Raw genomic sequence first — 13,691 nt, forward strand, 5'->3', positions numbered from 1 at the left:
ATGTAGTTGTTTTCGTTTGCTATTTGTTTGGAAAATCTTGTATAGCGGTCATAACCCTTAGCAAGTTCCCACCCCATATTTTCCGTATATCTTCTTCTGTATATCCTTCTTCTAAAAGTCGGACGGTAATGTTAATCAACTCATTGGTAGCCGAGCAACCGATCAGTTCCCCGTCTCCGTCAAAATCCGAGCCGATTCCTACATGATCGATACCGATTAAATCCACGATATGATTGATATGGCGGATAGCGTCGCTTAAAGAAGCTTTTTCCTCTTCCTTATTGATGAATCCTTTGTATAGGCAGATTTGGGCGACACCCCCTTGAGCGGCCAGCGCTTTCAGTTGATCATCCGTTAAATTGCGGGGATGATCGCAAAGCGCACGTGCGGAAGAGTGGGAGGCTATGATTGGCGTCTCGCTCACTTCCAGTACCTGATAAAAGGTACTTTCCGCCGCATGCGAGATATCAACCATGATTCCTAATCGGTTCATCTCTTTTACCACTTCCTTACCGAAAGGACTTAGTCCTTTCCATTCCTGTTTTCCTCTAGCGGAATCACAAATATCGTTATCCCCATTATGGCATAAGGTGATATAAGAAACTCCCATCTCCTTGAACATTCGTAGGTTTTCGACCAGCTTCCCTAAAGCGTACCCGTTCTCGATGCCGAGGCAGATCGCTTTTTTCCCTTGCGCCTTAATCGTCCGGATCTCTTGGGGGGTAGTCGCTATAACCATCCGGTCCGGATGTAAGGTTTGCTGGCGTTTTACTTGATTCAGCCGTTCTATCGCATACGCTGTCGCTGCCTGTAAGGATGCCTCATCTCGTTTACCTTGCGGGATATAGGCGACCATAAAGGTCGCGTCGATACGCCCTTCTTCCATAAAAGGAAGATTCACTTTCCCTCCTTCTTTCTCCCCGATATTAAATTCACCGGGAAAGATCATTGGGGTATCTGTATGGGAATCGATCGTCACGATCCGTTGATGGATCGCTTTGGCTTTTGCGAAACGGCGGGCATTCTCGATATGGTAAGCGAATAGGGCTTTCATGGCCTCATCCCCTTGCGGAGCCATGGCCTCCGGATGCCATTGTACACCGAATATCGTTTTCTCCGTATGTTCCATAGCCTCATTGATTCCATCCGGGGCGGTCGCTGTCGCTCTAAATCCGGGGGCGACCTCTTTTACCGCTTGATGGTGGAAAGAGTTGACAAGGATTTGTTCATCTCCATTGAAAATAGTACGTAGGCGGTTCATTCCCGGTTCGAGTGTTACCGTATGCGACGGATATTCCCGAGCCAATGTCTGGCTGTGTTTCAATAGAGCATGATTGGCTTGTGAATGGATGTCTTGATAGACACTTCCTCCGAACGCTACATTCATGATCTGATGCCCCCGGCAAATACCCATGATCGGAATTTGTCGGTTAGCGGCCAAGCGAAGCAAGATCAAATCGTATTCGTCACGTAACGTATCTACGTCTTGCAATTGCGGGATAGGCTCCTCATGCAAATAGAGCGGATTGATGTCTCCACCCCCGCTCATAACTAATCCGTCTAGTTCGGAAACCAGTACGGTCAATGCTTTCAGATCCGTGATCACCGGGATAAGTACCGGGGCTCCCCCCGCATCCAGCACGGCTTGCACGTAGGTCTCCGCTATACAGGAAAGTCCGTCTCTCCGGTTAGCGGATATTCCTATTCGGGGAGGTTGAAGGCTTTCTTTAGCCGGTATATAATTATCAACTTCTTTGTATAGGGCCTCTAGATTCGGACGACGGACTTTCATGATTTTAAGCATCTATGTTAGCATATGTAGCGTTTTCCTCGATAAACTCGCGGCGAGGGCCTACGTCTTCACCCATCAACATGGCGAAGATTTGGTCAGCCTCGGCTGCGTTGTCGATCGTGATTTGCTTTAACGTACGGTTTTCCGGGTTCATGGTCGTATCCCACAATTGATGGTCGTTCATTTCTCCCAAACCTTTGTATCGTTGTGTATGGATCGAGTTCTCGTTGCCTCCTCCATATTTTAAGATGAACTGCTGACGTTGTTGCTCGGTCCAGCAATATTCCTCAACCTTACCTTTCTTACACAAATAGAGGGGAGGAGTCGCCAGATACACATATCCGTTCTCGATCAAGGAACGCATACGGCGGAAGAAGAAGGTCAAGATCAATGTGGCGATGTGGCTACCGTCCACATCGGCATCGGTCATGATAATCACCTTGTGGTAACGCAGCTTCTCCATGTTCAACGCTTTCGGGTCATCCTCCGTACCGACGGTTACGCCCATCGCGCGATAGATGTTCTGGATTTCCTCGCTTTCGAAGATCTTATGATCCATCGCTTTCTCCACGTTCAATATCTTACCGCGCAATGGTAGGATCGCTTGGAAGTTACGGTCGCGTCCTTGCTTAGCCGTACCCCCTGCGGAGTCTCCCTCGACAAGGAACAATTCGCAGATCGCTGCGTCTTTAGAGGAACAGTCCGCCAATTTACCGGGGAGCCCACCTCCTGTCAGCGGAGATTTGCGTTGTACCAATTCGCGAGCCTTACGAGCGGCATGGCGGGCTTGAGCGGCCAAGATCACCTTGTCGACGATTATTTTCGCCTCTTTCGGATGTTCTTCCAAATAATAGCCTAACGCCTCGCCGATCGCCATATCCACGGCACCGGTAACCTCGCTATTACCCAGCTTCGTCTTTGTCTGTCCCTCAAACTGAGGCTCGGCTACCTTGATAGAGATAACGGCGGTCAAACCTTCACGGAAGTCATCCCCTTGAATCTCCACCTTGGCTTTCTCCAATAATTTAGAATCCTCGGCGTACTTTTTCAACGTACGGGTCAGACCCCGGCGGAAACCGGCTAAGTGTGTACCACCTTCTATCGTGTTAATATCATTTACGTAAGAGAATACGCTCTCGTTGTAAGAAGTATTATAAGTTAACGCCACCTCGACAGGGATACCCTGCTTCTCGGTAACGATATGGATTACGTCTGGAATCAGTTTCTCTTTAGAACGGTCGATATAGCGGACAAACTCTTTCAATCCCTCATCCGAATGGAATACCTCGGACTTGAATGAACCGTCTTCTTTCAGAACTCGCTTATCTGTCAGACGTAGCGTAATACCTGCGTTCAAGAATGCTAATTCACGCAAACGGGTAGCCAAGATATCATACTTGTATTCCGTGACCGTAAAGATAGAACCGTCCGGCTTGAAAGAGATCGTAGTACCTGTTTTATCCGTATTATCGATAACCTGTACGTCGTGCAACGGCTTTCCGCAAGAGAACTCCTGCATATGTACTTTGCCGTTCCTGCGAACTTCCGCTTTCAGATAAGTAGAGAGGGCGTTTACGCAAGATACACCCACACCGTGCAAACCACCGGATACTTTATAGGTTCCCTTGTCGAACTTACCGCCGGCGTGCAGCACTGTCAGTACTACCTCCAAGGCTGATTTACCTTCTTTCTCATGAATATCCACGGGGATACCACGGCCGTCGTCGGTAACCGTGATCGAGTTGTCCTCATTGATTACCACGTCGATGTATGTACAATATCCGGCTAGCGCTTCGTCTATGGAGTTATCTACGACCTCATACACTAAGTGATGGAGACCTTTCTCGCTGGTATCGCCAATATACATGGATGGCCTTTTTCGTACTGCCTCTAACCCTTCAAGTACTTGAATACTATCTGCGGAGTACTCTGTAGAAGTATTCTTAATTTCTTCACTCATGAGTTTATCTTTCTTTAAAATCTGTAATTATCTATGTCCTCAAAAAAAATCTAACAAATGTAGTGATTTTTATCGAGATAGCGAAGTGGGGGATGTGAAAATAGCGAAAAAAGGACGGGTGTAGTAAAAAAGGAGAGAGATAAGCCATAAACTTATCTCTCTCCTTTTGATTGGTAGCCCATAGGGGAATCGAACCCCTCTTTCAAGAATGAAAATCTTGCGTCCTAGCCGATAGACGAATGGGCCATCAGGTTTAAAAAAGCCGGGCTTATTGAGAGTCCGGCTTTATACTTGTAAAAGTAATTACCTTCTGCTTATGCTAGCGCATTAACGTGCTTAGCCAACTTAGATTTCAGATTACCGGCCTTGTTCTTGTGGATAACGTTCTTTTTTGCAAGCTTATCCAACATAGAGCATACCTTAGGGAATAAAGCTTGTGCCTCATTCTTGTCTTCAGTAGCGCGCAAAACTTTCATAGCGTTTCTAGCTGTCTTTGCGTAATATCTGTTACGCAAACGTCTTGCGTTTGTCTGTCTGATTCTCTTGATTGATGACTTATGATTTGCCATTTCTAGATCTTCTCTTTATTGTTTTTTAATCCTGTTTATTGTAGCCCATAGGGGAATCGAACCCCTCTTTCAAGAATGAAAATCTTGCGTCCTAGCCGATAGACGAATGGGCCAAAATGTCAAAGCTCTCACTTATAGCGTTCTAAGAAAGTGATTTCCCGATTGCGAGTGCAAAGATAGACGATCTCTCTGAACTGGCAAAACATTTCGAAGGAAAATTTAATACTACTCACTGTTTTAACTTCTCTTTAGAACTTATATCTTCCAGATGAATTTCCAAGGCTTTAACGGAAATATTTATTTCCCAGATACATACACATAACGACGCCGCTAATAGCAATAAGGCTATGCCAAATATCCATGCGGCGAAAACCTGCCACGATACATAAATGAAGAACATAGCGATCACGCAGAGCAGCAAACTGAGTATTCCTAATATTTGCATGGAACGGGTCAGATAGAGCCTTTTCCGCAGGTTCGCTATCTGGGCGATATCCTTGGGGTCATGGGTTTGCTGATGCTTTTCTTTCAAGGCACGCACTACGCTGGCGTATGAAAGGAAGCGATTCGTATAGGCCAACAATATCAATGATATGGCGGAAAATAATAAAGAAGGGGTCGTTAAGTCCAACATAATTCTATACTTTAATTATATGTATAACGTTAATTTGAGTATCTTTGTTCTTAATCATCGTCGCAAAGATACGAATTATGTTGTGTAAAACGAGGGGGATTGTCTTGCATACGATCCCTTACAATGATAAATATTCTATTATATATATGTATACGGAGGCGTTTGGCCGGGCCTCGTATCTGGTTAGTCGTAGCCGAGGGAAGAAAAGCACGGTATCGAAGGCTTTGTTTATACCTTTGTCCGTTCTGGAAATGGAGGTGGAGCACTTGAATAAGCGGGACTTGCACCGGATTAAGGAGACCCGCATTTGTTTTCCGCTGAATGATGTTTGTTGTGATCCGGTTAAGAATGTATTGGCGCTTTTCCTCTCGGAGGTTCTTTTTAGGGTCGTGAAAGATACGGAGCCGGATCCCCGTTTATTTGATTATTTATACGAGTCCATACATCTATTGGAGTATGCGGATAAAGGTATCGCTAATTTTCATATGGTTTTCTTGTTAGGTCTTCTCCACCATCTCGGTATTTTCCCGAATATGGAATCGCATAGGGTGGGATATTATTTCGATATGTTGAATGGGGTGTTTACGGATCATATCCCGATGCATCGGCATTATTTAAATAAGGTGGAGAGCGCTTTCTTTTCCCGTTTGCTGCGTATCAGTTTTGAGAATATGTCGCTTTATGGTTTTTCCCGGCAAGAGCGGGCCCGTATTATTCATCGTATTCTTGAGTATTACCGTCTACATCTCCCGGATTTTCCGGAAATCAAATCGTTATCGGTGATGCAAAGCTTATTTGATTGATCTATTTGATGTTATATTAGCTCTTGAAAACACGTACGTGTTTTTTGAAAAAGACGTACATGTTTTTCCGGAAACACGTACATGTTTTTTCGGAAATAATGAGAAGCTTCCGGATAGGCGGGAAAAACATCCGATAACGGTTGCCTATTTGAGGAAAAGATTATACTTTTGCAATCTCAAAAGAGTTGGTCTTGTAGTTCAACGGATAGAATAGAAGTTTCCTAAACTTTAGATCCGGGTTCGATTCCCGGCGAGACTACTTGTATGACTGTTCGAACAATTGAGGAAAGATCCCTGTCTTTTTGATGGATTGTATGATTTTGCCGGGGAAGTACGTAAAGATATCCTTTAGAGACCTATTTGATAGGCCTTAAACGTTACCCATTCGCCATTATATAGACATTTAAAAGTCCGACCACTAATCCATACGTTCTCTAGTGTTGTTTGGCCGTCTTCATAGTCCATATAAAGTATATCGGTATAGTAATTGTTCCAGTCCCAGTAGAATGGAATTTCCTCTCGATCTATGCGTCCGCTTGGGTAATGATAAATTCTTGTATCCCATCCTTTCCCATCCGGATTAAATGTAAGTTGCTGCTCACAATCTAAACCGTCTACGACAAACCAATCAGTCCATACATAATTACATAAATCATAGGTGATTTCCTCATACGGATCATAATACGGATCCTCCTCGCAACTACTGAACCCGCATAAGACGGCGATCAATAAGAATATGTTTATTAAATATCTTTTAGCCATAACTCTATACCTTTAAATACTATTCGAAGGTAAAGATACAAATTTAAGGAAAGGATATTTCTTTTTTTTATATCTTTAGCGCAAAATTTTCAGATATATGCAAAAAACATTACGCATTAAGAACGATATTCATGAGCTTTCCATGATGAATCAGTTCTTGGAGGAAGCTGGAGAAGAATTGGGATTAAGCACCGCTTTCATGATGAGCCTGAATCTGGTGATGGAAGAAGCTGTCTCAAATATAATTTTTTATGCGTATAAGGGAGATGTTGAGGATGCCGTAGACATTTCGTTGGTCAGGGAAGGTGGGGAATTGATCGTGACTTTGATAGATCATGGGATTGCTTTCGATCCGACTTTAAGAAAAGACCCTGATATTACTTTATCTGCCGAAGACCGTCCAATCGGAGGGTTGGGTATTTTCTTGATCAAGAAGATTATGGATGAGGTCTCTTATCAGAGAGTAGATGAGCGGAATGTCTTTATCATGAAGAAAAAAATAACCGAATAAAATATAAAGATATGGAAGTAGTTATTGACCAAAAAGGTGAAGAGACTGTAATTAAGATCAAAGGAAGATTGGATACGAATACGGCTCGCGAATGCGAGGAAAAGGTTTTGCCGGTATGGGAGAATCCGGGAGTAAAAGTATGTGTCGATTGTTCTGATTTGGAATATGTGAGTAGTGCGGGCCTCCGATTGTTTTTAATATTACAAAAAATGACGACTGCCAAGAAAGGGTCTTTACGTTTGATCGGTATGCGGAATGTGGTTCGTGAGACCTTTAGTTTGACGGGATTTAACGCTCTCTTCAAGATAGAAGACGCAAAATAAGTGTGAAGGTTAGGAAAAAGGTAGCCGGTGTGTCAAATTTGGCACACCGGTTTTGTATTAATCTTTTAGATCTTTGTCGATGGGGCTATCCCATTTGCCACCGTTTAATATATCAAGGGTGAAGGTATCGTCTGATTCCTTCGGGGTGTAGAGAATCCCAGTATAACGAATAATGTGATTTATGAGAGGCAGGATGTCATTAACCTCTCTTTCCCGGGTTACTTCATTTATCTGATTTTTGGCCGAGAGGTGTGCTTTGAGCATGAATTCCGGAGCCGGGATAAACGTGAAGAAGGAATGGGAGAAATTTGTTTTCCCGATATCAGAGTCGTTAAAAGTGTCGGTTTGTGTATAAGGCGTGTTTTGAGAAATGCCATTCCCGGTGGTTAAGTCAATCTTGTTTTGATAATTGGAGACATTTATCGTGAAGCTTTTTAGGGCTTTAGATACGGCATCGGCGGATATGAACTCTATTTTGCCGACGATTCTTTGTAAGGTGATATCTTTAATGATTCTTTCTCCCGCTTGTACTTCTTGGGTGAGAAAAAGATGAAACGTATCTGATACTTTACTGAATAGTGCGGTTTGTCCGGACACGGAGATATTCTTGTCTGAGTGGGCTAGGAAACAAATATGATAGTCGCCGGAGGGCAGTGAATCATAAATGATCGTGAAATCCGGATCTTGAGGCGTGAATTGCTTATGTTTTACCAGAATGTCCGGTTTTCCGCTTTGGTATACGATATAATCGATCCGGTTGTATAAATTATCCGGATCGATATCCGGTGTAGAAGGATCTTCCTCGGCATCGGGATTTTGGGGAATAGGCTCAGGGATATTCAGCTCGGGAATACTCTTGGTTACGGGGAAGGGTAATACTTCCTTTTGTAAATCGATCGTAAACTGTATGGGGGATAATTCCTCTTGTAGGTCGGGGTTAGGTACTTCCTTTTCCGTTCCATTACAACAACAAAAACAAAGCAGACAGGCGATAGCCACTAATTCATTTTTCTTCATAGTTGATATTTTTGGTAAATGTTTGACGCAAAGGAACGATATATTTTGTGAATTAAAAAATATTAAGCTGTTAAATTGGCGTACGCAGGGTTATTTTTCATAGCTTTGTGAATCAACAATGTAATTACCTTAGTTTAATAAAACGGAATAATACCATGAAACGAAAAATCAGAATGGGAATGGTCGGTGGAGGACAAGGCTCGTTTATCGGGGCCGTTCATCGTATCGCCGCTAATTTAGACGGACAGATCGAGTTGGTCTGTGGATGCTTCAGTTCTCGCCCGGAGAATTCATTGGCTACCGGACAATCTTTATTTTTACCGGATAATCGTATTTACGCATCTTATCAGGAAATGATAGAGAAAGAGGCCGCCCTGCCTGAAGGCGAACGGATGGATTTTGTGTCTATCGTTACCCCGAATCATGTGCATTTCGGTCCGGCCATGATGGCGTTGGAACATGGTTTCCATGTCGTACTGGATAAACCGATGACATATACCTTGGATGAGGCGAAGCAATTACGAGACAAAGTGAAGGAAACCGGAAAATTGTTTATGCTGACTCATACCTATACCGCTTACCCGATGGTGAAGGAGGCTCGGGAAAGGGTACGCAGGGGGGATTTAGGTAAGATACGCCGTATTTATGTGGAATATCCTCAAGGCTGGCTATATAATGACTGCGCTGATGTTAATAAGCAGGCGGCTTGGCGGGTGGATCCCGGTCGGTCGGGCAAGGCCGGTTGCATGGGGGATATCGGGACGCATGCGTTTAATCTGGCGGAATATATAACAGGGCTGAAGGCCGTGGAATTATGCGGTGAATTGAATACCTTCGTGCCGGATCGTCTTTTGGATGACGATGGGGCGGCATTGATCCGTTATGAGGGAGGTGCGAAAGGGGTGCTGACCGCTAGCCAGATCGCCGTAGGTGTAGAGAATGGCTTGAATATTCGTGTGTATGGAGAGAAAGGTGGGTTGGAATGGCGTCAAGAAGAACCGAATACGATGGTTATGCGTTGGCCGGATCGTCCAGCGGAGATCGTCCGTACTTCCAATGGATATATGTCGGGTATCGCCGCTCATAATTCCCGTACACCGGGCGGGCATCCGGAAGGCTATATAGAGGCATTCGCTAATTTGTATTGGAATTTCGCCTTGGCTTTGCAATCGATTCTGGCTGGTGAGGAACCGGCTCCTGAGACCTTGGATTTCCCTTCCGCCGAAGACGGTGTCCGTGGCATGCGGTTTATCGAGACGATTGTAGCTACCGGATCGACAGAGAATAAATGGATAAAAATAATCGACTAAAAATAATACTATTATGGCACGTCCTGTAACATTGTATACCCTCCAGTGGGGAGATTTATCACTGGAAACAGTTTGTCAAAAAGCGAAAGAATTCGGATACGACGGTGTGGAATTGGGACTTCCCGATCATGTGGATGTCCGACGTACGGATACGGCTTATTATCAAGGAATCAAGGATCTGTTAAAGAAATATGACTTACGGCTTTATGCGATCTCTACCCATTTGGTAGGACAGGCTGTTTGCGATAATATCGATGAGCGCCATAAGGCGATCTTGCCGGATTATATTTGGGGAGATGGCGATCCGGAAGGGGTTCACCAACGGGCTACCGAGGAGATGATCCGGACCGCTCATGCGGCAAAGATGCTGGGAGTCGATACGGTTGTAGGTTTTACGGGTAGTTCTATTTGGCATTATTTGTATTCTTTCCCTCCGGTAACGGACGCGATGATACAAAAGGGGTATGATGATTTCGCCCGTCGCTTTACGCCCATCTTGGATGAGTTTCAGAAACTGGGTGTACGTTTTGCGTTGGAGGTACATCCTACAGAGATCGCGTTCGATACTTTTTCCGCACGCAGAGCATTGGAGGCGGTAAATAACCATCCTGCTTTCGGTTTTAACTATGATCCGAGTCATCTAGGATATCAAGGGGTGGACTATGTGGATTTCATCTATCAGTTTCCGGAGCGTATCTTCCATGTGCATATGAAGGACGTATATTGGAGTGATACCCCTAAGCAGGTGGGTATATTCGGCGGTCATGTTACTTTCGGCGATCCCCGTCGATATTGGAATTTCCGTAGCTTAGGACGAGGAAAGATTAATTTTGAGGAGATTATCCGTGCTTTGAATTCAATTGGCTATCAAGGTCCGCTTTCCGTGGAATGGGAAGATAGCGCTATGGATCGGGAACATGGGGCACGGGAATCTTGCGAATTGGTGAAGAGAGTGGATTTCCAACCTTCCGCACATGCGTTCGACGCTTGTTTCGGAAAGGAATAAATAATTATTAATTACAAAAAACACGAGATTTGATGAGTGTGAGAAAGTGGATGTTTGCCGGGGCCTTGTTATTGGCCGCCGGCTTGAGTTCTTTGGGATTTGCCCAAAAACCGGGGTTGAAGTTTAATCCGGATAAGAAGTTTAAGATTGTACAGTTTACGGACTTGCATGTGAAATGGCAAGACCCTCGTTCGGACATCGCTTTTGAGCGTATGAACCAAGTGTTGGATGACGAGAAACCGGACTTGGTGATTTTTACGGGAGATATTATCTATAGCAAGCCTGCGTTGGAAAATATGCGGAATGTATTGAAGACAGTCTCCGACCGTAAAATACCATTCTCCATTGTTTTCGGAAATCATGATAATGAGCAGGGGGCGACAAAAGAGGAGTTGCTGAAAGTAGCCGAAAGCCTACCGTATAGTTTAACGGCGGATGAGGTTCCCGAAATCTCAGGCGTGGGTAATTACGCCTTGACCGTACGTTCCTCCGACGGGAAGAAGGATGCTTTCGTCTTGTATTGCATCGATTCGAATACCTATTCAACTATCAAGGGGGTAAAAGGATACGATTATATTAAGCGTGACCAGATCGATTGGTATTGTAAGAAAAGCGCAGAGTTTACCCGGAATAACGGGGGAGAGCCGGTTCCTTCTTTGGCTTTCTTCCATATTGCGTTGCCGGAGTTTAATCAAGCGGCTTCCGATGAGAATGCCCAACTCTATGGCATACGTAGGGAAAAGGCATGCGCTCCGGCCTTGAATTCCGGCTTATTTACGGCGATTAAGGAGAACGGGGACGTGATGGGTATATTTGTCGGTCATGATCATGACGATGATTATGCGGTTTGCTGGTATGACGTATTATTGGCTTACGGTCGTTTTACGGGTGGTCCGACGGAATACATCCATATACCAAATGGAGCACGTGTGATCGAATTGAACGAGGGAGCCCGTACCTTCAAGACTTGGATTCGTACGAAAGCCGGTGTAGAGCAGCTTACTACCTATCCGGATTCATTCGTGAAAGAGTGAGGATCTATATCATTCTGAAAATGATATAAAAACTGTATTCCTTATTGTTAAAGCTCTAAATTATATCTAACTTTGCGGTTGGTTGAAAAGTAAAAACTAGAGTATGAAGAAAATTAGAGCCGCCATCGTAGGTTATGGCAACATCGGGAAATATGTGTTAGAGGCCCTTGAAGCTGCCCCGGATTTTGAGGTAGCAGGTATTATTCGTCGTAATCCGAATGATATTCCGGACGAGTTGAAGGCATACACGGTTACTGATAGCATCACCAAGTTAGATAAGGTTGACGTAGCGGTTTTGGCTACTCCTACACGTAGCGTGGAAGAGCATGCGAAAGAGATTCTGGCTTTAGGCATCAATACTGTCGATAGTTTCGATATACACGGAGGTATCGTGGATTTACGTCGTTCTTTGGACGCTGTAGCGAAGGCTCATAATACGGTAGCTGTAATTTCTGCCGGTTGGGATCCGGGAAGCGACTCTGTGGTACGTGCTTTGTTAGAAGCGATGGTGCCGAAAGGTATTACTTATACGAACTTCGGTCCGGGAATGAGTATGGGGCATACGGTTGCCGTGAAGGCTATCGAAGGCGTGAAGGCGGCTTTAAGTATGACGATTCCTTTGGGAACAGGTGTACACCGTCGTATGGTTTATATCGAGGTAGAAGACGGATACGATTTCAAGCAAGTGTCTGCCGCTATCAAGGCGGATGATTATTTCGCTCATGATGAGACTCATGTAATGCGGGTTGAATGTGTCGATAATTTGTTGGACATGGGACATGGTGTGAACTTGGTTCGTAAAGGTGTATCGGGCAAGACTCAGAACCAGTTGATCGAATTCGATATGAAGATCAATAACCCTGCCTTGACCGCTCAAATCTTGGTTTCTGTCGCTCGTGCGAGCTTGAAGCAACAACCGGGCGCATATACGATGATCGAATTGCCGATAATCGATATGCTGTACGGCGAGAGAGAGAACTTAATTAGAAGACTCGTTTAATATAAGTTGATGGTTGACAGCTGGCAATTGACAGTTCGGGAAATCCTGACTTGCGATTGTCGACTGTCAATTGTCAATTGCCAACTGAAATAATTATGCTTGATTTTATTACATGGACTGCCGATCCCGCTATCTTTACCATCGGTTCCCGGGAGATTCGTTGGTATGGATTGGCTTTTGCGATTGGTTTCGCTATTGGCTATATGATTGTAGAGCGGATGTGGAAAAAAGAGGGACTGCCGCCCGCATGGATCGATTCCCTTTTGATTTATACGATGCTCGGTACGGTGATTGGTGCCCGTTTGGGGCATTGTTTGTTTTATGCTCCGGAATATTATTTAGCCAACCCGATTGAGATTTTCAAGATTTGGGAGGGAGGATTGGCTAGCCATGGTGGTACGTTAGGTATAATTATCGCCATTTATTTCTACTCGAAGCGAGTAAGCCATAAAAGTATGTTATGGGCTTTCGATAAGTTGGTGGTTCCGACAGGATTGGTAGCTGCTATGATTCGTCTGGGAAACCTGATGAATCATGAGATTTACGGTCATTCCACTGATTTGCCTTGGGGATTTCGTTTTATCGATAATTTACACGCATGGAGAATGGGGGCGGAGCCTATTTTTACAGCTCCGAGCCATCCGACGCAATTGTATGAGGCCGCTTGTTATCTGGTGACGTTCGCTATCTGTATGTGGCTATATTTCAAGAAAGAGGCATGGAAAAAGCAAGGACTTATCTTCGGCGTATTTATGATATGCGTATTCGGGTCTCGTTTCTTCATCGAATTCGTGAAAAATGACCAAGAGCCTTTCGAGGCTGGAATGATGTTGAATATGGGGCAATGGCTAAGTATCCCGTTTGTTTTGGCAGGGTGCTGGTTTGTCTGGAGAGCGCTAAGAAATGGAAAATTAAAAATTGAGAATTGAAAATTAGAGAGCACACGCTTTGTTATTTTCAATTTTTAATT

The 13,691-nt window shown here is 44.4% G+C and carries 14 protein-coding genes and 3 tRNA genes; 9 read left to right on the forward strand and 8 right to left on the reverse strand.

The annotated features are described in order from the left end of the window. Window positions 1–19: 19 nt before the first annotated feature. From CI960_RS00860 to CI960_RS00885, 6 genes are all read right to left on the reverse strand, one after another. Complete coding sequence (locus tag CI960_RS00860; protein WP_005859371.1) at window positions 20–1,804, reverse strand: gamma-glutamyl-gamma-aminobutyrate hydrolase family protein; 1,785 nt, start codon at window positions 1,802–1,804, stop codon at window positions 20–22. Next, on the reverse strand, window positions 1,797–3,752 hold the full coding sequence (gene gyrB, locus CI960_RS00865; protein ID WP_005859370.1) for a DNA topoisomerase (ATP-hydrolyzing) subunit B: 1,956 nt from the start codon (window positions 3,750–3,752) through the stop codon (window positions 1,797–1,799). The genes CI960_RS00860 and gyrB overlap by 8 nt, the downstream gene beginning before the upstream one ends. Before the next feature lie 171 nt (window positions 3,753–3,923). Next, window positions 3,924–3,998, reverse strand: a tRNA-Glu gene (locus CI960_RS00870). A 68-nt stretch (window positions 3,999–4,066) separates the two neighbouring features. Next, on the reverse strand, window positions 4,067–4,321 hold the full coding sequence (rpsT, locus tag CI960_RS00875) for a 30S ribosomal protein S20 (protein ID WP_005859369.1): 255 nt from the start codon (window positions 4,319–4,321) through the stop codon (window positions 4,067–4,069). Window positions 4,322–4,362: 41 nt separating this feature from the next. Further along, window positions 4,363–4,434: transfer RNA gene (locus CI960_RS00880), tRNA-Glu, on the reverse strand. Between the two features lie 116 nt (window positions 4,435–4,550). Then, complete coding sequence (locus CI960_RS00885) at window positions 4,551–4,955, reverse strand: DUF2721 domain-containing protein (RefSeq protein WP_005859368.1); 405 nt, start codon at window positions 4,953–4,955, stop codon at window positions 4,551–4,553. Window positions 4,956–5,032: 77 nt separating this feature from the next. On the opposite strand from CI960_RS00885, the gene recO reads away from it, so the two are divergent. Beyond that, complete coding sequence (gene recO / locus CI960_RS00890; protein ID WP_010182204.1) at window positions 5,033–5,758, forward strand: DNA repair protein RecO; 726 nt, start codon at window positions 5,033–5,035, stop codon at window positions 5,756–5,758. 187 nt (window positions 5,759–5,945) lie between these two features. Then, window positions 5,946–6,017 (forward strand) — tRNA-Arg (locus CI960_RS00900). Window positions 6,018–6,106: 89 nt separating this feature from the next. On the opposite strand, the gene CI960_RS00905 is transcribed toward CI960_RS00900, so the two are convergent. Next, a complete protein-coding gene (locus tag CI960_RS00905) occupies window positions 6,107–6,520 on the reverse strand; it encodes a hypothetical protein (protein ID WP_005859344.1) in 414 nt (137 codons plus the stop codon). Window positions 6,521–6,617: 97 nt separating this feature from the next. Between CI960_RS00905 and CI960_RS00910 the strand changes: the two genes are divergently transcribed. After that, complete coding sequence (locus tag CI960_RS00910) at window positions 6,618–7,031, forward strand: ATP-binding protein (protein WP_005859341.1); 414 nt, start codon at window positions 6,618–6,620, stop codon at window positions 7,029–7,031. Between the two features lie 11 nt (window positions 7,032–7,042). Beyond that, complete coding sequence (locus CI960_RS00915) at window positions 7,043–7,354, forward strand: STAS domain-containing protein (RefSeq protein WP_005859339.1); 312 nt, start codon at window positions 7,043–7,045, stop codon at window positions 7,352–7,354. 57 nt (window positions 7,355–7,411) lie between these two features. On the opposite strand, the gene CI960_RS00920 is transcribed toward CI960_RS00915, so the two are convergent. After that, complete coding sequence (locus tag CI960_RS00920) at window positions 7,412–8,371, reverse strand: hypothetical protein (RefSeq protein WP_005859337.1); 960 nt, start codon at window positions 8,369–8,371, stop codon at window positions 7,412–7,414. Between the two features lie 155 nt (window positions 8,372–8,526). Here CI960_RS00920 and CI960_RS00925 point away from each other — a divergent pair, with 155 nt between their 5' ends. The 5 genes from CI960_RS00925 to lgt all read left to right on the forward strand — a co-directional run bounded on the left by CI960_RS00925 (window position 8,527) and on the right by lgt (window position 13,650). Beyond that, the gene (locus CI960_RS00925) at window positions 8,527–9,681 is read left to right on the forward strand and encodes a Gfo/Idh/MocA family protein (protein ID WP_005859335.1); all 1,155 of its coding nucleotides are present in this window, start codon (window positions 8,527–8,529) and stop codon (window positions 9,679–9,681) included. Between the two features lie 13 nt (window positions 9,682–9,694). Then, on the forward strand, window positions 9,695–10,687 hold the full coding sequence (locus tag CI960_RS00930) for a sugar phosphate isomerase/epimerase (RefSeq protein WP_005859333.1): 993 nt from the start codon (window positions 9,695–9,697) through the stop codon (window positions 10,685–10,687). A gap of 32 nt (window positions 10,688–10,719) precedes the next feature. Continuing rightward, window positions 10,720–11,721, forward strand: coding sequence for a metallophosphoesterase family protein (locus CI960_RS00935; RefSeq protein WP_005859331.1), 1,002 nt, complete (start codon window positions 10,720–10,722; stop codon window positions 11,719–11,721). A 103-nt stretch (window positions 11,722–11,824) separates the two neighbouring features. Continuing rightward, window positions 11,825–12,721, forward strand: a complete 897-nt coding sequence (locus CI960_RS00940) for a diaminopimelate dehydrogenase (protein WP_005859329.1) — start codon at window positions 11,825–11,827, stop codon at window positions 12,719–12,721. A 95-nt stretch (window positions 12,722–12,816) separates the two neighbouring features. Beyond that, a complete protein-coding gene (lgt, locus tag CI960_RS00945) occupies window positions 12,817–13,650 on the forward strand; it encodes a prolipoprotein diacylglyceryl transferase (protein ID WP_005859327.1) in 834 nt (277 codons plus the stop codon). Window positions 13,651–13,691 lie beyond the last annotated feature (41 nt).

Origin of the sequence: Parabacteroides sp. CT06 (genome assembly GCF_002257605.1) — a bacterium.
In the GTDB taxonomy this organism is placed as follows: Bacteria; Bacteroidota; Bacteroidia; order Bacteroidales; family Tannerellaceae; genus Parabacteroides; species Parabacteroides distasonis.

Coding starts and splice junctions, on each gene's coding strand:
- CI960_RS00860 (WP_005859371.1), bottom strand. CDS start 1,804: ATGCTTAAAATCATGAAAGTCCGTCGTCCGAATCTAGAGGCCCTATAC.
- gyrB (WP_005859370.1), bottom strand. CDS start 3,752: ATGAGTGAAGAAATTAAGAATACTTCTACAGAGTACTCCGCAGATAGT.
- rpsT (WP_005859369.1), bottom strand. CDS start 4,321: ATGGCAAATCATAAGTCATCAATCAAGAGAATCAGACAGACAAACGCA.
- CI960_RS00885 (WP_005859368.1), bottom strand. CDS start 4,955: ATGTTGGACTTAACGACCCCTTCTTTATTATTTTCCGCCATATCATTG.
- recO (WP_010182204.1), top strand. CDS start 5,033: ATGTTGTGTAAAACGAGGGGGATTGTCTTGCATACGATCCCTTACAAT.
- CI960_RS00905 (WP_005859344.1), bottom strand. CDS start 6,520: ATGGCTAAAAGATATTTAATAAACATATTCTTATTGATCGCCGTCTTA.
- CI960_RS00910 (WP_005859341.1), top strand. CDS start 6,618: ATGCAAAAAACATTACGCATTAAGAACGATATTCATGAGCTTTCCATG.
- CI960_RS00915 (WP_005859339.1), top strand. CDS start 7,043: ATGGAAGTAGTTATTGACCAAAAAGGTGAAGAGACTGTAATTAAGATC.
- CI960_RS00920 (WP_005859337.1), bottom strand. CDS start 8,371: ATGAAGAAAAATGAATTAGTGGCTATCGCCTGTCTGCTTTGTTTTTGT.
- CI960_RS00925 (WP_005859335.1), top strand. CDS start 8,527: ATGAAACGAAAAATCAGAATGGGAATGGTCGGTGGAGGACAAGGCTCG.
- CI960_RS00930 (WP_005859333.1), top strand. CDS start 9,695: ATGGCACGTCCTGTAACATTGTATACCCTCCAGTGGGGAGATTTATCA.
- CI960_RS00935 (WP_005859331.1), top strand. CDS start 10,720: ATGAGTGTGAGAAAGTGGATGTTTGCCGGGGCCTTGTTATTGGCCGCC.
- CI960_RS00940 (WP_005859329.1), top strand. CDS start 11,825: ATGAAGAAAATTAGAGCCGCCATCGTAGGTTATGGCAACATCGGGAAA.
- lgt (WP_005859327.1), top strand. CDS start 12,817: ATGCTTGATTTTATTACATGGACTGCCGATCCCGCTATCTTTACCATC.